Here is a 20,413-nt window from a genome sequence, read left to right as displayed (position 1 = left end):
GTCTCCGGGTGGTTCTCCCCCCCCCTCTGTTGTTGGAGGACTGGGTGAGGGCAGAGCCGGGAAAAGGGAGAAAGGGGGGGGCGGGGAGGGAAACAGCTGTGGCCCGACACCCCTCAGGGGGCGCCGGGCCACAGGGCCGAAGGGTTACGCCTTGCGGAGGCGGAAGGTCAGGCCGAGGGGCTCGTCCTCGAACGGGTCGCCGTACGAGGCGTCCGCGTCGCCGGAGGCGTAGTCCGTGGCCAGGACCTCGTCGGCGATGAGGGACGCGTGGTCCGTCAGGGCCGTCACCAGCTCCGGGTCCGACGTGGACCAGCGCAGGGCGATGCGGTCCGCGACGTCGAGGCCGGAGTTCTTCCGGGCCTCCTGGATCAGGCGGATCGCGTCACGGGCCAGGCCGGCCAGGCGGAGCTCCGGAGTGATCTCCAGGTCCAGGGCGACCGTCGCGCCGGAGTCGGACGCCACCGACCAGCCCTCGCGCGGGGTCTCCGTGATGATGACCTCCTCCGGGGTGAGGGTGACGGGCGAGCCGTCCACCTCGATCTCGGCGGAGCCGGAGCGCAGGGCCAGGGACAGCGCCGCCGCGTCGGCCGCGGCCACCGCCTTCGCCACGTCCTGCACGCCCTTGCCGAAGCGCTTGCCGAGCGCGCGGAAGTTCGCCTTGGCCGTGGTGTCGACCAGGGACCCGCCGACCTCCGAGAGGGAGGCCAGCGAGGAGACGTTCAGCTCCTCCGTGATCTGGGAGTGCAGCTCGGGGGAGAGGGTCTCGAAGCCCGATACGGCGACCAGCGCGCGGGACAGCGGCTGTCGGGTCTTCACGCCCGACTCGGCCCGCGTCGCGCGGCCCAGCTCCACGAGGCGGCGTACCAGCTGCATCTGCCGGGACAGCTCCGGGTCGATCGCCGAGGCGTCCGGGACCGGCCACGTGGTCAGGTGCACCGACTCCGGGGCGTCCGGGGTGACCGGGACGACCATGTCCTGCCAGACCCGCTCCGTGATGAAGGGGGTGAGGGGGGCGAGGAGGCGGGTGACCGTCTCCACGACCTCGTGCAGCGTGCGCAGCGCGGCCGCGTCGCCCTGCCAGAAGCGGCGCCGCGAGCGGCGGACGTACCAGTTGGAGAGGTCGTCCACGAAGGAGGAGAGGAGCTTGCCGGCGCGCTGGGTGTCGTAGGACTCCATCGCCTCCGTGACCTCGGTGGTGAGGGTGTGGAGCTCCGAGAGCAGCCAGCGGTCCAGGACCGTGCGGTCCGCCGGCGCCGGGTCGGAGGCCGACGGGGCCCAGTTCGAGGTGCGGGCGTACAGGGCCTGGAAGGCGACCGTGTTCCAGTAGGTGAGGAGCGTCTTGCGGACGACCTCCTGGATCGTGCCGTGGCCGACGCGGCGCGCCGCCCACGGGGAACCGCCCGCCGCCATGAACCAGCGGACGGCGTCCGCACCGTGAGTGTCCATCAGCTGGATCGGCTCGAGGGTGTTGCCCAGGTGCTTGGACATCTTGCGGCCGTCCTCGGCGAGGATGTGGCCCAGACAGACCACGTTCTCGTAGGAGGACTTGTCGAAGACGAGGGTGCCGACCGCCATCAGGGTGTAGAACCACCCGCGGGTCTGGTCGATGGCCTCCGAGATGAACTGCGCCGGGTAGCGCTTCTCGAAGATCTCCTTGTTCTTGTGCGGGTAGCCCCACTGCGCGAACGGCATCGAACCCGAGTCGTACCAGGCGTCGATGACCTCCGGCACGCGGACGGAGGTGAGGGTGCAGCCCTCCGCCGTGCAGGGGAAGGTGACCTCGTCGATGTACGGGCGGTGCGGGTCCAGGTTCGACTGGTCCGTGCCCGTCAGGTCGCTCAGCTCCGCGAGGGAGCCGACACAGGTGAGGTGGTTCTCCTCGCAGCGCCAGATGGGCAGCGGGGTGCCCCAGTAGCGGTTGCGGGACAGGGCCCAGTCGATGTTGTTGTTCAGCCAGTCGCCGAAGCGGCCCTGCTTGACGGAGTCCGGGAACCAGTTGGTCTTCTCGTTCTCCCGCAGCATCGCGTCCTTGACGGCGGTGGTGCGGACGTACCAGGACGGCTGCGCGTAGTAGAGCAGGGCGGTGTGGCAGCGCCAGCAGTGCGGGTAGCTGTGCTCGTAGGCGATGTGCTTGAAGAGCAGGCCGCGCGCTTCGAGGTCGGCGGTCAGCTTCTCGTCGGCCTTCTTGAAGAAGACCCCGCCGACCAGCGGGACGTCCTCCTCGAAGGTGCCGTCGGGGCGGACCGGGTTCACGACGGGCAGGCCGTACGCGCGGCAGACCGCGAGGTCGTCGGCGCCGAAGGCGGGGGACTGGTGGACCAGACCGGTGCCGTCCTCGGTCGTGACGTACTCGGCGTTCACGATGTAGTGGGCCTCGGCCGGGAACTCGACCAGGTCGAAGGGGCGCTGGTAGGTCCAGCGCTCCATCTCCTTGCCCGTGAAGGACTCGCCGGTGGCCTCCCAGCCCTCGCCGAGGGACTTCTCCAGCAGCGGCTGGGCGACGACCAGCTTCTCCTCACCGTTGGTCGCGACGACGTACGTGACGTCCGGGTGCGCGGCCACGGCGGTGTTGGAGACCAGGGTCCAGGGGGTGGTCGTCCAGACGACCAGCGCCGCCTGGCCCGCGAGGGGGCCGGAGGTGAGCGGGAAGCGGACGTAGACCGAGGGGTCGACGACCGTCTCGTAACCCTGGGCCAGCTCGTGGTCCGAGAGGCCGGTGCCGCAGCGGGGGCACCAGGGGGCGACGCGGTGGTCCTGGGTGAGCAGGCCCTTGTTGAAGATCTCCTTCAGCGACCACCACACGGACTCGACGTACTCGGGGTCCATGGTGCGGTAGGCGTCGTCGAGGTCGACCCAGTAGCCCATCCGGTTCGTGAGCTCGGTGAACGCGTCGGTGTGGCGGGTCACCGACTCGCGGCACTTGGCGTTGAACTCGGCGATGCCGTACGCCTCGATGTCCTTCTTGCCGTTGAAGCCCAGCTCCTTCTCGACGGCGAGCTCGACGGGCAGGCCGTGGCAGTCCCAGCCGGCCTTGCGGGCCACGTGGTAGCCGCGCATGGTGCGGAAGCGGGGGAAGACGTCCTTGAAGACGCGGGCCTCGATGTGGTGCGCGCCGGGCATGCCGTTCGCGGTGGGCGGGCCCTCGTAGAAGACCCACTCGGGGCGTCCCTCGGACTGCTCCAGGGTCTTGGCGAAGGTCTTGCTCTCGCGCCAGAAGTCGAGGACCGCGTGCTCAAGGGCAGGCAGGTCGACCTGGGCGGGTACCGGGCGGTACTGCGGCGGTGTGGTCATGAGGCTGAACTCTTCCTCCGGCGGGGTGTCACTTCCGTCCGGAGGGACGAGGGCCATGCCCTGAAGATCAGGGACTGCTCCCGCGGTACCACCCTCCTTGGCCTGCGGACCTGTGGTCCGTGGGCCCCCTCATTGGGGTGCGAAGCCGGTTCTACTCGCCCTACGGGAACCCGTGGGGCTTTCTTCCGGCGGCTCCGGGGTGATCCTTCGCATCGCGCTCGCCCCCGGGCTCTCACCGTCCCCGGGTCGCTCCTGGCTGCGTCCGACGCTACTCGTCCCCATCCATGCTTCTCGCTGGGCCCAGTGTACGGGCCGGGGGGCGGGTCGGCAGACCGGTTTACGGGGCGTGGCGCGGGGGTCCGGGCGGGGCGCGGACCGGAGCGCGGACCGGGGCTCGGGCCCGGACTCGGGCCGGGCTCGGATTGACCCGAATGGGCCGACGGGCCGCTCCGGGGTGCCGTGGGGCGGGTGGGGCGGATTACCGGGCTCCCCGCTGGGCACAACGGATGCAGGTTGACCTCGATGGACGCGTGCCCCGTTGCCGCGGGGCCGGAGTCGATTTATCGTTCCGGCACGATTCGCGAGCAATGATCACAGTATGTGAAGGGGCCGCGGCCATGGTGGCGAAGAAGACCGCCGGGAGTACTGCCAAGAAGGCTGTCGGGAAGGCTGCGGAGAAGCCGGCGCAGGAGTCGGTGACGGAGGTGGCGGCCCCGGATCCGGAGGCCGGACCGGTGGAAGGCGCCGCCGCCGGGAAGAAGGCGGCGGCCACGAAGAAGGCGGCAGCCGGCACCAAGGCGGCGGCGGCCGGGACGAAGGCCGCCGGCACGAAGAAGGCGGCAGCCGGAAAGGCGCCCGCCGAGGCGACGGCCGCCGTCAAGAAGACGGCGGTCAAGAAGACCGCCGCGAAGAAGGCCACGGCCAAGACGGCCGGGGCCGAGGGGGCGGCGCAGGCCGCGCACGAGACGGGAGCCCGGAAAGTGGTTGCCAAGAAGAGCACCGGCACGGCCAGGAAGACGGCCACGGCCGCGACCAGCGGGCTGCCCAAGGCGCGGGGCACGGCGGGCCTGGCGCCCGGCGAGCTCGCCGTACGGCCCGGCGAGGACCCCTGGACCCCGGCGGAGGTCGCCGAGGCGCGGGCCGAGCTGGAGAGCGAGGTGCTGCGGCTGCGCGCCGAGCTCCAGGCCTCCGACGCGGCCATCTCCGGGCTGATGCGGGACTCCGGCGACGGCGCGGGCGACGACCAGGCCGACACCGGGACCAAGAACATCACCCGGGAATCCGAACTGGCCCTCGCCGCGAACGCCAACTCGATGCTGGAGCAGACCGAGCGCGCGCTGGAACGGCTGGAGGCGGGCACGTACGGCCTCTGCGAGAACTGCGGCCAGCCCATCGGCAAGGCGCGGATGCAGGCCTTCCCGCGGGCCACGCTGTGCGTGGACTGCAAGCAGAAGCAGGAGCGGCGGCACTGAGCGGGGGCTGAGCCGGGGCCGGGCGGGCCCCGGAGGGCGCCCGGAGGGCCTCGGAGGGCGCCCGGAGGGCCTCGGAGGGCGCCCGGAGGGCCTCGGAGGGCGCCCGGAGGGCCCCGGAGGGCCCCGGCGGGCGCGGTTCGAGGTCCGGCCGGGGCGGCGGCCGGAGGGTGCCCTGACGTACTCTCGTGTCCGTCAGGGTCCAGGAACCTGGCGGGTCGGCCGACGCGGTGCCGTCCAACAACCTGGTTCGAGCTAGTTCGAGGGACTCACGTGGCAGAGGCGGAGCGCATCATCGGTACGCCGGAGGTCGGGGAAGACGGCGCCCAGCCCGAACCCGCGGCGCCCAAGGGGCAGCGGCGGATCGTCGCGCTGCTCGTCGTGGCGCTGATCGCCTACCTCGTCGATCTGGGCAGCAAGATGCTGGTCGTCGCGAAGCTGGAGCACCAGCCGTCGATCCAGGTCGTCGGAGACCTGCTGAAGTTCGACGCGATCCGCAACCCCGGCGCCGCCTTCGGCTTCGGCGAGGCCTTCACGATCATCTTCACCTGCATCGCCGCCACCGTCATCGTGGTGATCGTGCGGCTCGCGCGGAAGCTGTACAGCCTCCCCTGGGCGATCGCGCTGGGTCTGCTGCTGGGCGGGGCGCTGGGCAACCTGACCGACCGCATCTTCCGCTCGCCGGGCGTCTTCCGCGGAGCGGTCGTCGACTTCATCGCGCCCGCCCACTTCGCCGTCTTCAACCTCGCGGACTCGGCGATCGTGTGCGGCGGGATCCTGATCGTCCTGCTGTCCTTCAGGGGCCTCGACCCGGACGGCACCGTCCACAAGGACTGAGCCGGCAAAGGGGTCCGAGGGCTGATCGCGGGAATGGTCTTCTGTCGAGTCCTGCATACTCGACAGGTGAGTACGATTCCCGAGATCCGCACCCTGCCCGTACCCGATGGCCTCGAGGGCGAGCGCGTCGACGCCGCTATCGCCCGTATGTTCGGTTTTTCCCGGACGAAGGCGGCCGAACTCGCGGCCGCGGGAAAGGTGCTGGTCGACGGCAGTGTCGTCGGGAAGTCCGAGCGTGTGCACGGTGGCGCCTGGCTCGAAGTCGAGATGCCCGAGCCGCCCCGGAAGGTCGAGCTCGTGGCCGAGCCCGTCCCCGGCATGGAGATCGTCCATGACGACGACGACATCGTCGTCATCATGAAGCCGGTCGGCGTCGCCGCCCACCCCAGCCCCGGCTGGACCGGCACCACCGTGATCGGCGGCCTCGCCGCCGCCGGCTACCGCATCTCCACCTCCGGCGCCTCCGAGCGCCAGGGCATCGTGCACCGGCTCGACGTCGGCACGTCCGGCCTGATGGCCGTCGCGAAGTCGGAGCGCGCGTACACCTCGCTGAAGAACCAGTTCCGCGAGCGGGTCGTCGACAAGCGCTACCACGCGCTGGTGCAGGGCCACCCGGACCCGATGAGCGGCACCATCGACGCGCCGATCGGTCGGCACCCCAGCGCCGACTACAAGTGGGCCGTGACCCAGGAGGGCAAGCCCTCCGTCACGCACTACGACCTGATCGAGGCCTTCCGCGCCGCCTCGCTGCTGGACATCAAGCTGGAGACCGGCCGCACGCACCAGATCCGCGTGCACATGGCCGCCCACAAGCACCCCTGCGTCGGCGACCTGACCTACGGGGCCGACCCGACCGTCGCCAAGCGCCTCGGGCTCACGCGGCAGTGGCTGCACGCGGTGCGGCTCGGGTTCGAGCACCCTTCGGACGGGCAGTGGGTCGAGTTCGCGAGCACGTACCCGGCGGACCTGCAGAACGCGCTGGACGTGATCCGCAAGGAGAGCGAGTGACTGCCGGTGGTGTTGTTGTGCGGGTCGTCGCCACCGAGGCGGACCTGAAGGCCTGCTTCGCCGTGCGGACCGAGGTCTTCGTGGTCGAGCAGTCGGTGCCCGAGTCGATCGAGTACGACGCGTACGACGAGATCGCGGTGCACGTGCTGGCCGAGGGGCCGGACGGGGCACCGCTGGGCACCGGCCGGCTGCTGTACGGGCCGCGGGCCCTCGGCAAGACGGGCTCCCCGGAGGTCGGCTCGCTCGGGCGGCTGGCCGTCGCCAAGTCCGCGCGCGGGCTCGGGGTGGGGGCCCTGCTGGTGCGGGCGATCGAGGCCGAGGCGGTTCGGCTGGGCCTTGCGGCCGTTGACCTGGGCGCGCAGACCCATGCGATGGGGTTCTACGAGCGGCTCGGGTACGCGGCCTACGGGCCGGAGTTCGAGGACGCGGGGATTCCGCACCGGTCGATGCGGCGCGCTTTGCCGTAGCCCGGCCGGGGTGCGCGCAGCCCTGCGGGGCCGTCCCCCACCTCAGGCGCCGGTGGGGCTGGATGTGTCGGTGGGGGCCGACACGTGGTTCGGTCCGCGGTGGCGGGGGTGGTGGGCTGGCAGTGTGTGGGAGTGGATCAGCTCCTGCTGTTGTTCGTGCTGTTGCTCGGGGCCGTGGTGACGGTGCCGCTCGGGGACCGGCTGGGGTTGCCCTCGCCGGTGTTGATGACGCTCGGCGGGGTGGTGCTCGCCCTGGTGCCCGTGGTGCCCAATGTCGACATCCCGCCCGAGTACATCCTGCCGCTGGTGCTGCCTCCGCTGCTGTACGCCTCCGTGCAGCGGACCTCCTGGCGGCAGTTCGCCGCCAATGTGCGGCCCATCCTGCTGCTCGCCGTCGCCCTCGTCTTCGTCACCACCGCGGCCGTCGCCTTCACCGCGCACGCCCTGGTGCCAGGGCTCTCGATCGCGGCGGCCGTCGCGCTCGGCGCGCTCGTCGCCCCGCCCGACCCCGTCGCCGCCACCGCCGTGGCCGGATCGCTCGGACTGCCCCGGCGCATGGTGTCGATCCTGGAGGGCGAGGGGCTCTTCAACGACGTCACCGCCATCGTGCTCTACCACGTGGCCATCGCCGCCGCCGTCAGCGGCACCTTCTCGTGGCCGGAGGCGCTCGGCGAGTTCGTGCTGTCGGCCGTCGTGGCCGTCGCGGTGGGACTCGGGCTCGGCTGGGCCGCCAACCGGCTCATGGGACGGCTCGGCGATGCCACGCTCCAGATCGGGCTGACGCTGCTCGTGCCGTTCGTGGCGTACGTGGTGGCGGAGGAGTTCCGGGGCTCCGGGGTGCTGGCCGTGCTGACCACGGCGCTGTTCCTCGCCGAGTACGCGACCGACGCCGACGACGTGCTGGGCCGGCTCGCCGGGCACACGTTCTGGGAGGTCGTCGACATGCTGGTCACCGGTGTCGCCTTCGGACTGATCGGGCTGGAGCTGCACCACGTGTTCGGGGCGGCCGGCGGCCGCGCCTGGGAGATGGCCGGGTGGGCGGCGGCCGTGGTCGCGGTGGTGGTCGGCGTACGGCTGGTGTGGCTGCTGCCGGCCGGCTGGCTCGCGAAGCGGCTCCACTCGCGGCGCGACTACGACGAGGAGATCCCGCTGAGCTGGCGGGAGTCCGTGGTCATGTGGTGGGCGGGCATGCGGGGAGTGGCCTCCGTGGCGCTGGCGCTCGCCATTCCCTTCGAGACGGACGCGGGAGATCCCTTCCCGGCCCGGCAGGAGATCGTCTTCATCGCCTTCGCCGTGATCATGACCACCCTGGTGGTCCAGGGGCTGACCCTGCCGTGGCTGGTCCGCCGGCTCGGTGTGGAGGCCGACTCGGACGCGGAGGCGGAGATCGCCCGCGCCCTGGCGATCCGCGCCGCCAAAGCCGCGAAGCGGCGGTTGAAGGAGATCGAGGAGGTGGAGGACCTGCCCGAGGACCTGGTGGAGGTGCTCTACCGCAGGGCGTACGACGTGGGCGCCCGGATCAGCCCCGACATGGTCGACGAGGAGCGGCGGGAGGCGTACGCGAAGCGGGTGGAGCGGATCCGCGACGTGCAGCGCATCCAGCGGGAGATGATGTCCGCCGCCCGGCACGAGGTGCTGGCCGCGCGCAGCGAGCCGGGCGCGGACCCGGAGATCGTCGACCGGGTGCTGCGGCACTTGGACGTGCGCAGTCTGCGCAGCCCGTAGCCGTGGATTTCCATGTTCGCCCGCGCAATGGGAAGGCGTAGGCGGTGGGCTCGGGCATGGCTTATCTTCGGTCGGGCTCGGGCCGCCCGTCGGGTGGCCCCTTTTATGTGTCATACGTTCCCGTGGGGGGTACTTCGTCATGTCCCAGTTGTCCGCGACGCCATTGCCGCAGCCTGTCGGGGAGCTTCGTTCCCCGCAGGGGCCGGCGACGGCGCTGACCCTGCTGCTGTCCCTCGCAGCCGTGCTCGGTCTCTTCTCCGTGACGGTCGACTACCGCGCCCGGCAGCTGATGACGCAGGTGATCGCCGATCCCGCCGGCCTGGAGCAGGCGGACCTCGACCTGGTCGATTCCCTCCAGTCCCTGATCATCGTCGGGCAGAAGTACCTCAACCTGGCCCTGGTCGTGGTCTTCCTCATGTGGTTCCACCGGGTCCGCCTCAACGGCCAGGTGTTCCGTCCCGACGGATTCAGCCAGTCCGCCGGCTGGGCCATCGGCGGGTGGTTCGTCCCGATCGCGAACTTCGTGCTTCCGTACCGGGTGGCGCGGGAGACCTGGGAAGCAAGCGCCCAGAACGCGCCCGACGGCTCCTTCCGCCCGAACTCGGGTGCCCTGGTGACCGCCTGGTGGGTGGTGTTCGCCGGCAGCTGGGTGTTCAGGCTCTTCGTCGGCTTCCGGCACCCGGCCGGGACGGACGCGGAGTTGCTCGACGCCTTCGCCCTCCGCGCGATCTCGGATCTGGCCATTGCCGCGGCCGCCGTCCTGGCCATCGTCTTCGTGTGCAGGCTGACCGCGCTGCAGAAGGTCAAGGCCATCCAGGGGCCGAACGCCGCCGCCTGACCCGCCGGTGGCCGGACGTGGTTCCGGCCACCGGGGCTCCGCCTCAGACCTGGTAGCGGTCCGGGGCGAAGAGGTGGAGGTGGGCGGCTATCCACTCCGAGGTGCGGGTCAGGCCCTCCTGGAGGGAGACCTCGGGCTTCCAGCCGGCCCAGTCGCGGGCCCGGGAGTTGTCCGACAGCAGGCGCTGGACCTCGCTGCCCGAGGGGCGCAGCCGGGCCGGGTCGACGACCACTTCCGCGTCCCGGCCCGAGGCCGTGATCAGGGCCCGGGCCAGGTCACCGATGGAGATCTCCTCCCCGGTGCCGAGGTTGACCACCTCGCCCAGGGCCCGGTCGCACTCCGCGACCGCGAGGAAGCCGGCCGCGGTGTCGGTCACGTAGGTGAAGTCCCGGGTCGGGGCCAGGGAGCCCAGGCGGACCTCCCGGGCGCCCGAGTGGAGCTGGGCGAGGATGGTGGGGATGACCGCGCGGGCCGACTGGCGCGGGCCGTAGGTGTTGAACGGCCGGACCACCGTCACCGGCAGTTCGAACGCGTGGTGGAAGGACAACGCCGTCATGTCGGCGCCGATCTTCGAAGCGGAGTACGGGGACTGCGGCTGGAGCGGGTGGCTTTCGGAGATCGGGGCCGTCAGGGCCGTCCCGTAGACCTCGCTGGTGGAGGTGTGGACGAGGCGGCGCACGCCGTGGCGGCGGCAGGCCTCGGCCATGTTCTCGGTCCCGGTGACGTTGGTCTGGACGTACGCGCCGGGCGAGGCGTAGCTGTACGGGATCCCGATCAGTGCCGCCAGGTGGAAGACCGTGTCGCAGCCGGCCACCGCGTCGCTGACCCGGCCCGCGTCGCGGACGTCGCCGGCCCACATCTCCACGGGGCTGCCCGGGTCGGCCAGGTAGCGGGCCAGGTGGCCCTTCTCCGCGTACGGCTTGTAGTGCACGAAGGCGCGCACCTTCGCGCCCCGCGCGACCAGCAGGTCGACGAGGGTGGAGCCGATGAAGCCCTCGGCGCCCGTGACGAGGACGGTCCGGCCGGTCCAGTCGGACGTGGGCGTGGACGTGGGCGCGGGCGTGGAAGCGAGCGCGGACGTGGACGTGGGCGTGGGCGTGGTCATACGAGCTCCAGGGGAGTGGGGGAGAAGGAGGGGAAGCCGGCGACCCGCAGGACCTGCGAGGCCAGCAGTTCGGCGGCCCGGGCGTGCGGGCCCGGGTCTGCCGCGCCGGCCATCGCGGCGAGCCGCGCCGGGTCGGCCAGCAGCGGGGCGAGCAGCTCCGCGAGGCGGCCGGCCGTGGCCTCGGCGTCCGCCAGCAGCAGGCCGGCGCCCGCGTCGGAGAGCACCCGGGCGTTGTGGGTCTGGTGGTCGCCCGGGGCGTGCGGGTAGGGAACCAGCACCGCGGGCACCCCGGTGGCCGCGAGCTCCGCCACCGTGGCCGAGCCCGCCCGGCACACCACCAGGTCGGCGGCCGCGTAGACCAGGTCCATCCGGTCCAGGTAGGGCACGGCCCGTGCGATCCGCCGCCCGCCCGAGGCGGACAGCCCGGCCACGGTGTCCGCGAGCGCAGCCGGACCCGTCTTGATCAGCAGCTGTACGTCCTCGCGCGTCTGCCATGCGGCGGCCAGCCCGGCCGCGGCCGAGGTCAGGCGTACGGCGCCCAGGCTGCCGCCGTTGAACACCACCAGCCGCCGCCCGTCCGGCACCCCGAGCTCCCGCCGGGCCTCGGTGCGCAGGACCGCCCGCTCGGGGCGGGACAGTTCGGCGAGGCCCGACAGCGCCGCGGAGATGGGCATTCCGGTGGTCAGCGCCCGCGCCCCGCCCGCCAGGTGCTCCCGGCTGCGGTCGAAGGCCACGGCCATGTGCGGGGTGAGGCGGGCCGCGAACTGGTTGGCCCGGCCCGGTACCGCGTTGGACTCGTGGATGACCGCCGGCAGCCCGGCCAGCCGGGCCCCGAGCACGGCGGGCGCGCTCGGATAGCCGCCCATGCCGACGGCCACCTGCGCGCCCTGCGCCCGGATCACGGCCCGCGCCTGCCCGGCCGAGCGCAGCAGAGCCGCCGGCAGGAGGTAGCGCTTGGCGCCCAGCGCCGGGTCGAAGGGGATCATGTCCACGGTGTGCAGGCGGTAGCCGGCGGCCGGGATCAGCTCGGTCTCCAGGCCGCGTTCGGTACCGATGAAGGAGACCACGGCGTCGGGGACGGCGGCGCGCAGCGCCTCCGCCAGGGCGAGGCCGGGATAGATGTGGCCGCCGGTGCCGCCCGCGCCGATCACGACGGACAGCGGCCGGTACGAGGACCGGGGCGAGGCGGAGCGTGAGGGTGAGGAGGTCATGGACGCAAGCCTTCCGGTGCGCCCTAAGAAGGTTCTAAGAGGTTCTCCCGGAGCATTTGGGAGGCTTTGGTACATGCAGCGGATTCTGGTGGTGGACGACGAGCCCGAGGTGCGGGCCGCCGTCGAGGACGGCCTCGCCGTCGAGGGGTACGAGGTGCGCGGCGCGGCGGACGGGCTGGCCGCGCTGTCCGAGGTGGCGCTCTGGCAGCCGGACGCGGTGGTCCTCGACGTGATGATGCCGGTGCTGGACGGGCTCGCCGTGTGCCGGCAGCTGCGCGCGGTGGGCGACCGTACGCCCGTCCTCGTCCTCACGGCCCTGGACGCGGTGAGCGACCGGGTCGACGGGCTGGAGGCCGGCGCCGACGACTACCTGGTCAAACCGTTCGCGCTCGACGAGCTCGTGGCCCGGGTACGGGCCCTCCTGCGGCGGGCAGCCCCCGACGATCCGGCCGGGGGACGGGCGCTGCTCGAGTACGGGGACCTCGTGCTCGACCCCGCCACCCGCACCGGGCGGCGCGGCGAGCGGCCGCTGGAGTTCAGCCGCACCGAGTCGGCGCTGCTCGAACTGCTCATGCGCCACCCCGGGCAGGTGCTGCCGCGCGAGCTCGTCCTGGAGCTGGTGTGGGGCCGCGACTTCGGGCCGGACTCCAACTCCCTTGCCGTCTACGTCGGATACCTGCGCCGCAAGCTCGAGGCCGGCGGTGAGCCCCGGCTGGTGCACACCGTGCACGGCGTCGGCTACCGGCTGGACGCCGCGTGAGCCGGCGGGGGAGCGGAGCGCGGTGGCGGCGCAGGCGGCCGCTGCGGACCCGGCTGGCGCTGGCCGTCACGGCGGCGGTGGCCTTCGTCGCGCTCGGCGTGTGCACCGCCGCCTTCCTGGAGGGGCGGGCCGCGCTCTACCAGCAGCTCGACCTGAGCCTCACCCAGGCCGCCCGGCTCGCCGCGAAGCAGTACGGTGACTCCCCGCCCGGGACCGCTGCCTGGGACTGCCGGTACCTGGCCGCGCCGGCCTGCGTCCAGATCGTCCCGGCCGACCCGCGGAAGGACCCGGGGGGCGGGGGCGGGGAAGGCGCGTACCGGATGCCCGTGGCCCCGGCCACCCGGCTGGTGGCCCTGCGGGAGCGGGCCCCCTTCTACACGGACATCGTCGTCGAGGGGCATCCCGCGCGGATGCTCACCACCGACTTCCTCAAGGACCGTGCCCTCCAGGTCGCCGTACGCTCCGACTCGGTGGAGACCGGCATCGACCGGGCCGCCCGCCGGCTCGCCGTCACCGCGGCCGCCGGAGTGCTGCTGGCCGCGGTGCTCGGCTACTGGGTCGCGCGCACGGGCCTGGCGCCGGTCACCCGGCTCACTGCCACCGCCGAGCGGATCGCCGCCACGCGGGACCCGAGGCACCGGATCGAACTGCCGCCTCCGGGGCGGGGCCGCGAGGACGAGGTCACCCGGCTCGCCGGGAGCTTCAACACCATGCTGGGGGAACTGGAACAGTCCGTCACCGCGCAGCGCAGGCTCGTAGCGGACGCCTCGCACGAGCTGCGGACCCCGCTGACCGCGCTGCGGACGAACGCTGAGCTGCTCGCGCGGGGCGACCGGCTGACGGCGGAGCAGCGGGAGCGGGCCTCGCTGGCGCTCGGGCGGCAGTTGCGGGAGGTGACGGGGCTGGTCAACGACCTGATCGAGCTGGCCCGCGACGAGGAGCCGCAGCTGCTGGTGGAACAGGTGCGGCTGGCTCCGCTGGTGGAGTACTGCGCGGGGGCCGCACGGGCGCACTGGCCGGGGGTGGCCTTCCGGGTGCGGACGCCGTCACCGTCACCGTCGTCGTCCCGGGAGGAGGGGGAGGTGGTGGTTCCCGGGGTCCCGGCGCGGCTCAGCCGGCTGCTGGGGAACCTGCTGGACAACGCGGCGAAGTTCAGCCCGGGGGGAGCGGAGGTGGAGGTGGCGCTGGCCGTTCGGGGGGACGGCCGCGCGGAGGTGACCGTACGGGATCACGGGCCGGGGATCTCGGAGGCGGATCTGCCCTACGTCTTCGACCGGTTCTACCGGGCGGGGGCGGCGCGGGCCCTGCCCGGGTCGGGGCTCGGGCTGGCGATGGCCCGGCAGATCGCGCGGGCGCACGAGGCGGAGCTGGTGGCCGAGGCCGCCCCGGGCGGGGGCGCGCTGTTCCGGCTGACGTTCGCGGCCCGGGGCTAGGGCCTGTCGTCAAACCCCCGTCGTCGCCCGCGAGGCAGGCAGGAGTTTGACGACAGGCCCTAGGCCGAATCTTTCGGATCCTGCCCGGCCCGCGGGCCTGTGTTCCGGATCGGGCCCGGCCCGCTCCCCGCCCCCGCTCCCCTCACCGCGCCACCCCCGGCGGGCGGGTCAGCGCAGGCCGGCGAAGAGGTCGTTCTCGGGCAGGGCCGCCCCGGTGGAGTCCTTGACGCGTACGAAGGTCTCCGTGCCCATCAGCTCGCCGAACTTCTCCTTGCCCATCTTGAGGAAGAAGATGCCCTCGCCCTGACTGGCGTGTGCGGCCAGCGCGTCGAACTTCTGACCGCTGTAGGCGAGGGTGTCCACCCACGTGGAGATCTCGTCGTCGGGGAGGCCGATGTCGGCCATCGCGGAGGACTCGGAGGGCTCGGCGGATTCGGAGGTCTCCGAGGTCTCCGAGGCCTCGGCGGGGTCCGCCTTCGGCGCGTCCTGCGTGTCCTCGCTGAACTCTTGCAGGATCTCGCCGAACCGCCGCATCGTCGAGTGGGGCATCGTCGTCCAGTAGACCTTCGGCGTCAGCTCGGTCATCTCCAGCGCCGCCATCGTGATCCGGTGGGCCTGGATGTGGTCGGGGTGGCCGTAGAAGCCGTTCTCGTCATAGGTGACGACCACGTCGGGCCGGTAGTGCCGCATGAGCTCCGCGAGCCGGGCGGCGCCCTCTTCCACGGGGGTCTGCCAGAAGGATCCGGGGACGTCGTTGCTCGGCCAGCCCATCATTCCGGAGTCGGCGTAGTCCAGCGTCTCCAGGTCGCTGACCTTCAGGACGCCACAGCTCGCGTCGAGCTCCCGGCGGCGCACGGCGGCGACGGCCTCGGGGTCGTGACCGGGACCGCCCGGCTTGGTGCCTCCCGGCCCGTCACCGCAGCGGCCGTCGGTACACGTCACGAGGACCGTGCGGATGCCCTCCGCCGCGTACCGCGCGAGGACCCCTCCGGTTCCGGTGGCCTCGTCGTCGGGGTGGGCGTGCACTGCCATGAGCGTCAAGGGCCGGTCAGCCATGAAACAGTCCTCCTGCGGACGTACGTCTTGGTCCGAGTGCGCGGCGGACGTGCCGCGATCCCGGGGGCCGGATCCTGGTGGGGCGGACGACCTCGCGGTCTCCGTGGTCCCCGCCCGTGCGGCGCCGGTCCCCGGTCGGTACAACCGTGGCGGACGTACCGGGTGTTCCCGGCACGGCCGCCCGGTGTTCGGACGTCGGCGGCTCGTCCCGTCAGAAGCGCGGCGGAACGGACCCGACCGGCTCGGTGACGACGACGGCCTCGAAGACCTGCTCGCCGTCCTGGAAGCCCGTCACCCGGACCGACCGGGACGCGGCGGCGCCCGGGTTCGCCGGGGCGCGTTCCGCATGGATCCACAGCGGGCTGCCGAACTCGGCGTAGCGCTGGTAGGTGCTCATGACGGAGACCGGCATGACACCGGGTTCGCTGCCGATGGTCACGGCCTGGCGGGCGGCTTCCAGGAGGACCATGCCGGGCACGTGGTCGCCGACGTGGTCGAAGAGCACGGGGTGGCGGATGTCGTAGCGCAGTTCCCATACCCGCGGGTCGGAAGACGCGGAGAGGACCACGTCGAAGGGGGAGAGCCGGCCCACCTCGGCGGGCGGGACCGGGGCGGATCCGAGCACCGAGACCGGCTCTGTGGCCAGCTGCTTGGCACGCAGCCGCTGGTACACGGCGGGGGAGGTGACGGTGTAGCCGACGCGCCCGGTGGCGACGACGCGGTCCTCCTGACGGACCACCACCTCGTAGGTGAGCGCCGTGAGTCTGTTGCCCCGACGTCTTATCTCGGGGCAGGTGACGATGAGGTCGAGGTCCGCGGGGGCCCCGCCTAAGACGAGCTGCTCGGGGACGGTGGAGTACTCCAGCGACCAGAGCAGGAACTGGTGTCCGATCGGCACGTCGAAGGCCTCGTGGGCCAGGTACGCGCCGACCTGCCGGATGGTCTCGGCGATCAGCATCGGGTCGTAGTGGGAGCCCGCTATGGGGGCGAAGAAGCTGTGCCCGCGCGGCCATTGGGCCTTGATGTGGAAGCGGTCCTCGGTGATGCGGCACATTCCGGTGAGGAAGACCTCGGCGACTGCCGCCCGGTGGACGAGGGCCCTCGGAACCGTGGCCGCCAGCCTGTTGTCCGTCTGGGCCCTACACGCGCAGTGCTCGGCCGGAGTTGACGTGGTGAAGTCCGTCGGTTCCAAGGTCGTGATCATGAAGTCCCTCATCGTGGACGAGTGCAGCAAACCTCTACGGGCGTCAGAGTACGTACTTCCGAGTTTGGTTATCGGGTCGATTTTGGCTGAAGGGGTACGCCTGCGTCCGCACTGAGTGACGCAAGCCACAGGTCAAGTTGCCGTCAGGGCGCACGAGTTACGGCAAATATCCGCACAGGCGCCGTTTTGTGGTGTGGGCTACGGAACATCAGTGAGATCATGCGGCCTGGCGAGAATCAGCTGACGTCCGGTATCTTTCCCGCTGCAGAGCAACGCGGATACTGCTGGGTATTTTTCGGGGGGCTACCGAGTGCGCCCGCGTCGCGGCTGATTCGGAGTCCAGAACCCGTCTGCGCCGGCCCTCCCCCGCGTGATCGGAGCGCCATGCGCCCCCTGCAGCACCTGCGGCTCGCCGCCCTGAACATCGACGGCGTCCTGCTCAACGACACCTTCAGCCCGGTCATTCACGCGTTCATCACCCGCCGGGGCGGAACCTACGACGGCGAAGTGGAGCGCGAGATCTTCTCTCAGCCCCGGGCGCTCGCGGCCCCGGCCCTGGCCCGTGCCGCGGGGCTCGACTGGGCCCCGGAGCGCCTGCTGGAGGTGTACTTCGAGGAGCGCGCCGCCTATCTGGCCGAGCATCCGCTCCACGTGATGGAGGGGGCCCGGGAACTCCTGCTCCGGCTCCGGGGCCTCGGGCTGCGGACCGTCTGCTACGGCGGCCTCGACAAGGAGCACTTCGACCGCCATCTGGGGCACTTCGCGCACCTCTTCGACGGCCCCGGCTACATCAGCACGGACACGTTCCGCCCGGGCGTCCACGAGATCACCGTCGACCGGTTCGGACTCGACCACTCCCAGGCGCTGTTCGTGGACGACGTGGCACGTGTCGCCGAGGTGGCCCTCGACCTGGGTGTGCCGTTCATCGGGCACCCCAGTACCTTCGAACACGGCTTCCAGGGGCGCCAGATGCGCGAAGCCGGAGTGCGGAACCTGGTCGGCTCGCTCGGCGAGATCGACGAGGAGCTGCTGCGCGCGGTGGACGCGGAGGCCGCTGCGGGCGTCGTCCGCGCGGCCTGAACCCGCCGCCGCCCGTGCCCGCCGGGGCGGGGCGGCGCACCGAGTGCGAGGACGTGGAGATGAAGGGAACGGCAATGCAGGGGAACGGCCTACTGGAGGGCAAGGTGGCGCTGATCACGGGGGCGAGCAGTGGCATAGGAGCCGCGGCCGCCCGGGTGTTCGCGCGGGAGGGCGCCCGGGTGGTGCTCGCCGCCCGGCGCGAGCAGCGGATCAAGGAGCTCGCCGAGGAGCTGCGGGCGCAGGGCGCGCAGGCGGCGTACGTGGTGACGGACGTGACCCGGCGCGCCGACGCGGAGGCCGCCGTCGCCCGCGCGGTCGAGGAGTTCGGCCGGCTGGACTGCGCCTTCAACAACGCCGGCTGGGGCGTGGGGCGTACGCCGCTGCACGAGATGGACGACCAGCTCTACGACGAGATCATGGAAGTCAACGTGCGCGGGGTGTGGAACTGCCTGCGCCCGGAGATCGCCGCGATGCTGGAGACCGGCGGGGGAGCGATCGTCAACAACAGCAGCGTCGGCGGGCTGCTCGCCACCCCGGTGGCGGCCCCGTACGTCGCGGCCAAGCACGCGGTCATCGGCCTGACCAAGGCGGCCGCGGCCGAGTACGGCGCCCAGGGCATCCGGGTGAACGCGGTCGCGCCCGGAACCTCCCGCACCGAGGTGGTCGAGCAGTGGTTCGCGGCCGTGCCCGGCATCGAGGCCGAGCTGCACGCGGGGACGCCGCAGCCGCGAACCGCGGAGCCCTCGGAGATCGCCGAGGCCGCCGCCTGGCTCTGCAGCGCGAGGTCCTCATTCGTCACGGGTGTGACGATGCCGGTGGACGGCGGGTTCTCCATGGTGTGAAACTGCCCTTAGCAAGAACGTACCCAGTGGCATGTAAAGCGCCGGTGTACGAGGGATGGCGGGGGAGATAAAGACTCCATCCGCCGCTTGCCCCGGAAGGCGGGAGCAGCGGCATGACGGATGGGGGCGGGAGAGGTCGCATCACATGAGGACAGAACGACCACAGGTCAAGCAGGACCGTGCGGTACGCACCCGCCGGGCGATCCTGGAGGCGGCCGCGGTGGTGTTCGAGGAGCGCGGCTACGAATCGGCCAAGCTCTCGGACATCGTCAACATCGCCAAGGTGACCAAAGGCGCGCTCTACTTCCACTTCGACTCGAAGGAGCACCTCGCCCAGGCGGTGATCGACGCCCAGGTGGCCTCGGCCCCGCGCGCGATGCCGCAGGCGTTCAAGGTGCAGGAGTTCGTGGACACCGGGATGATCTTCTCGCACCGGCTGCGGCACGACGTCCTGATGCGGGCGAGCGCGCGGCTCACGCTGGACCAGACCGGCCTGAGCCTCGACCGGGCCTCCCCTTACGAGGCGTGGATAGACCTCCACCTCTCGCTGATGACGGAGGCCAAGGAGCGCGGCGAGCTGCTGGCGACCGTGGACCCCATCGTGCCGGCGCGGCTGATCGTCGGGTCCTACGCGGGGCTCAACATGATGTCCCACATGCTCGGAATGGACATGGAGGAGCAGGTTTCGGCCCTCTACACCCATGTCATGCCGAACCTGGTGGTGCCGTCCCTGGCGATCCGGCTGGACACGGCCCCGGGCCGGGGGGCGCGGGCGCTGTACGGACCGCAGGGGACGCATCCGTGTGACTACGGCTGCGTCTCGGGCGTGCCCCGGCAGGTGGAGGGCGTCGACGCCGATCCGTGGCCCTCGGCGGCCGGCGTGCAGGAGGAGAGCCGCGCGGGCGGAGCGCGCCCCTGACGGTGGCGTGGCGCCGGCGGCGGTGACGGATGTGCGGATGCCCGGACGGGCCCGGAAAGGGGTCCCCGTCCGGGCATCGGCATGTCCGCGTCCGGGCGTCCGAGGCCTCGTTCCGTGCGTCCGGACCCTCGCCCTCCATTGGCTTGCAAAAAATCCTTCCGGGTATTATTTTTCTGATTCCCAGCGTCACTGTGTCGTGCCTCCAGGGAGGGAACCGTGGACATTGACGTACTCGGAGGGCTGCGTGTCACCGAGAACGGGGTCCCCATCGCGACGCCCACCCCGGAGGCCCGGCACGTACTGGCGGTCCTCGCGGCCCACGCCGACCAGGTCGTGCCCGTGTCGGTACTGGCCGACGAGCTGACCAGCTGCGCCCCGCCCGAGCACACCCGGGCCGTCGCCCACGCCGCGGTGCGCATGCTCCGCGAGCAGTTCGCCGGCGCCCTGCAGTCCGGTCCGGGTGCGGTACGGACTCCCGACACGGTGCTGTCCGCGGTACCCGGCGGGTATCTTCTCGACACCGGCGGCGGCCGCTGCGACTTCCGCGAGTTCGAGCGCGAGGCGGGCGCGGGCTACCGGGCCATCTCCTGCGGGGACTTCGAGAAGGCGGCCCGCCGGCTGCGCGGAGCCCTGGACCTGTGGTCCGGCCCGGCCTTCGCCGGGATCGACGCGGGGGCCTGGCTCGGCGAGCGCATCGCGGCCCTGGAGGAGACCCGGCACGCCGTGCTCGGCCAGTGGGTGGAAGCCGGACTGGCGCTCGGCCGCCACTGCGAGCTGGACGCCGAGCTCTCGGTCCTGCTCGTCCGGCACAGCGGCCACGGGCACCTCGACGAGCGGTACTTCGCGGCCCTGCGCCGTTCCGGGCGGCGCGTGGTGCCGCAGCGCGGCCACTCGCTCGCGGCGGAGCGCCGCCCGAACGGCGGACCCGCGACGGTGGTCTGGCCCGCGGGCCGCAGCGCCCTGCTGGGCGCCTCCCCGGCTCCCCGGGCGGCCTGACCGGGGCGTCGGGCTCCGGCCGTTCCCGTACGTCGGGCTCCGGCTGCTCCCGTACGCCCGGCCCGGGCCGTTCCCGTACATCCGGCTCCGGCCGCTCCCGTATGCCCGGCCCGGCGGCGCCTTCGTGGGGGGGGGGAGGGAGGGGGGGGGTGTCCGGGTCGTGCGGGGGCCC

At 72.2% G+C, this 20,413-nt stretch carries 17 protein-coding genes; 12 read left to right on the top strand and 5 right to left on the bottom strand.

What is annotated here, in order from left to right; all coding sequences use genetic code 11:
• Positions 1-144: 144 nt before the first annotated feature.
• Positions 145-3,291, bottom strand: coding sequence for an isoleucine--tRNA ligase (gene ileS / locus ACFWBW_RS12590; protein ID WP_385371053.1), 3,147 nt, complete (start codon positions 3,289-3,291; stop codon positions 145-147).
• A gap of 617 nt (positions 3,292-3,908) precedes the next feature.
• On the opposite strand from ileS, the gene ACFWBW_RS12585 reads away from it, so the two are divergent.
• The 6 genes from ACFWBW_RS12585 (at position 3,909) to ACFWBW_RS12560 (ending at position 9,635) form a co-directional block, all read left to right on the top strand.
• Positions 3,909-4,763: a TraR/DksA family transcriptional regulator gene (locus ACFWBW_RS12585; protein ID WP_385371033.1), complete on the top strand. Its 855-nt coding sequence runs from the start codon at positions 3,909-3,911 to the stop codon at positions 4,761-4,763.
• A gap of 270 nt (positions 4,764-5,033) precedes the next feature.
• Positions 5,034-5,597, top strand: coding sequence for a signal peptidase II (lspA, locus tag ACFWBW_RS12580; protein WP_385371030.1), 564 nt, complete (start codon positions 5,034-5,036; stop codon positions 5,595-5,597).
• Between the two features lie 66 nt (positions 5,598-5,663).
• Positions 5,664-6,605 (top strand): RluA family pseudouridine synthase, encoded by a 942-nt coding sequence (locus tag ACFWBW_RS12575; protein WP_385371027.1) that lies wholly within the window; start codon positions 5,664-5,666, stop codon positions 6,603-6,605.
• Positions 6,602-7,072, top strand: coding sequence for a GNAT family N-acetyltransferase (locus tag ACFWBW_RS12570; RefSeq protein ID WP_385371025.1), 471 nt, complete (start codon positions 6,602-6,604; stop codon positions 7,070-7,072). The genes ACFWBW_RS12575 and ACFWBW_RS12570 overlap by 4 nt, the downstream gene beginning before the upstream one ends.
• A 132-nt stretch (positions 7,073-7,204) precedes the next feature.
• Positions 7,205-8,797 carry a Na+/H+ antiporter gene (locus tag ACFWBW_RS12565; protein ID WP_385371021.1) on the top strand — a complete coding sequence of 531 codons (1,593 nt, stop codon included), beginning with the start codon at positions 7,205-7,207 and terminating at the stop codon, positions 8,795-8,797.
• Between the two features lie 139 nt (positions 8,798-8,936).
• Positions 8,937-9,635: a DUF4328 domain-containing protein gene (locus ACFWBW_RS12560; RefSeq protein WP_385371018.1), complete on the top strand. Its 699-nt coding sequence runs from the start codon at positions 8,937-8,939 to the stop codon at positions 9,633-9,635.
• Positions 9,636-9,678: 43 nt separating this feature from the next.
• On the opposite strand, the gene ACFWBW_RS12555 is transcribed toward ACFWBW_RS12560, so the two are convergent.
• Together ACFWBW_RS12555 and ACFWBW_RS12550 are read right to left on the bottom strand one after the other, a co-directional pair.
• Positions 9,679-10,740 carry an SDR family NAD(P)-dependent oxidoreductase gene (locus tag ACFWBW_RS12555; RefSeq protein ID WP_385371016.1) on the bottom strand — a complete coding sequence of 354 codons (1,062 nt, stop codon included), beginning with the start codon at positions 10,738-10,740 and terminating at the stop codon, positions 9,679-9,681.
• Positions 10,737-11,951 (bottom strand): glycosyltransferase, encoded by a 1,215-nt coding sequence (locus tag ACFWBW_RS12550; protein WP_385371014.1) that lies wholly within the window; start codon positions 11,949-11,951, stop codon positions 10,737-10,739. Before ACFWBW_RS12550 ends, ACFWBW_RS12555 begins: the two co-directional genes overlap by 4 nt.
• A gap of 73 nt (positions 11,952-12,024) precedes the next feature.
• On the opposite strand from ACFWBW_RS12550, the gene ACFWBW_RS12545 reads away from it, so the two are divergent.
• Together ACFWBW_RS12545 and ACFWBW_RS12540 are read left to right on the top strand one after the other, a co-directional pair.
• On the top strand, positions 12,025-12,711 hold the full coding sequence (locus ACFWBW_RS12545; RefSeq protein WP_385371012.1) for a response regulator transcription factor: 687 nt from the start codon (positions 12,025-12,027) through the stop codon (positions 12,709-12,711).
• The gene (locus ACFWBW_RS12540; RefSeq protein WP_385371010.1) at positions 12,708-14,144 is read left to right on the top strand and encodes a sensor histidine kinase; all 1,437 of its coding nucleotides are present in this window, start codon (positions 12,708-12,710) and stop codon (positions 14,142-14,144) included. The genes ACFWBW_RS12545 and ACFWBW_RS12540 overlap by 4 nt, the downstream gene beginning before the upstream one ends.
• A gap of 168 nt (positions 14,145-14,312) precedes the next feature.
• On the opposite strand, the gene ACFWBW_RS12535 is transcribed toward ACFWBW_RS12540, so the two are convergent.
• Complete coding sequence (locus ACFWBW_RS12535) at positions 14,313-15,200, bottom strand: PIG-L family deacetylase (RefSeq protein WP_385371008.1); 888 nt, start codon at positions 15,198-15,200, stop codon at positions 14,313-14,315.
• A 211-nt stretch (positions 15,201-15,411) separates the two neighbouring features.
• On the bottom strand, positions 15,412-16,404 hold the full coding sequence (locus ACFWBW_RS12530) for a ScbA/BarX family gamma-butyrolactone biosynthesis protein (protein WP_385371006.1): 993 nt from the start codon (positions 16,402-16,404) through the stop codon (positions 15,412-15,414).
• A gap of 384 nt (positions 16,405-16,788) precedes the next feature.
• On the opposite strand from ACFWBW_RS12530, the gene ACFWBW_RS12525 reads away from it, so the two are divergent.
• From ACFWBW_RS12525 to ACFWBW_RS12510, 4 genes are all read left to right on the top strand, one after another.
• Positions 16,789-17,484: an HAD family phosphatase gene (locus ACFWBW_RS12525; RefSeq protein WP_385371004.1), complete on the top strand. Its 696-nt coding sequence runs from the start codon at positions 16,789-16,791 to the stop codon at positions 17,482-17,484.
• A gap of 59 nt (positions 17,485-17,543) precedes the next feature.
• Complete coding sequence (locus ACFWBW_RS12520; protein WP_385371002.1) at positions 17,544-18,326, top strand: SDR family NAD(P)-dependent oxidoreductase; 783 nt, start codon at positions 17,544-17,546, stop codon at positions 18,324-18,326.
• Positions 18,327-18,471: 145 nt separating this feature from the next.
• On the top strand, positions 18,472-19,245 hold the full coding sequence (locus tag ACFWBW_RS12515) for a ScbR family autoregulator-binding transcription factor (protein WP_385371000.1): 774 nt from the start codon (positions 18,472-18,474) through the stop codon (positions 19,243-19,245).
• Positions 19,246-19,461: 216 nt separating this feature from the next.
• A complete protein-coding gene (locus ACFWBW_RS12510) occupies positions 19,462-20,241 on the top strand; it encodes a BTAD domain-containing putative transcriptional regulator (RefSeq protein ID WP_385370998.1) in 780 nt (259 codons plus the stop codon).
• Positions 20,242-20,413: the final 172 nt, after the last annotated feature.

The organism is Streptomyces sp. NPDC059957, assembly GCF_042730015.1.
Taxonomy (GTDB): Bacteria; Actinomycetota; Actinomycetes; order Streptomycetales; family Streptomycetaceae; genus Streptomyces.
The sequence above is the reverse complement of the archived record's forward strand: the minus strand, read 5'-3'. Positions and strand labels throughout refer to the sequence as shown.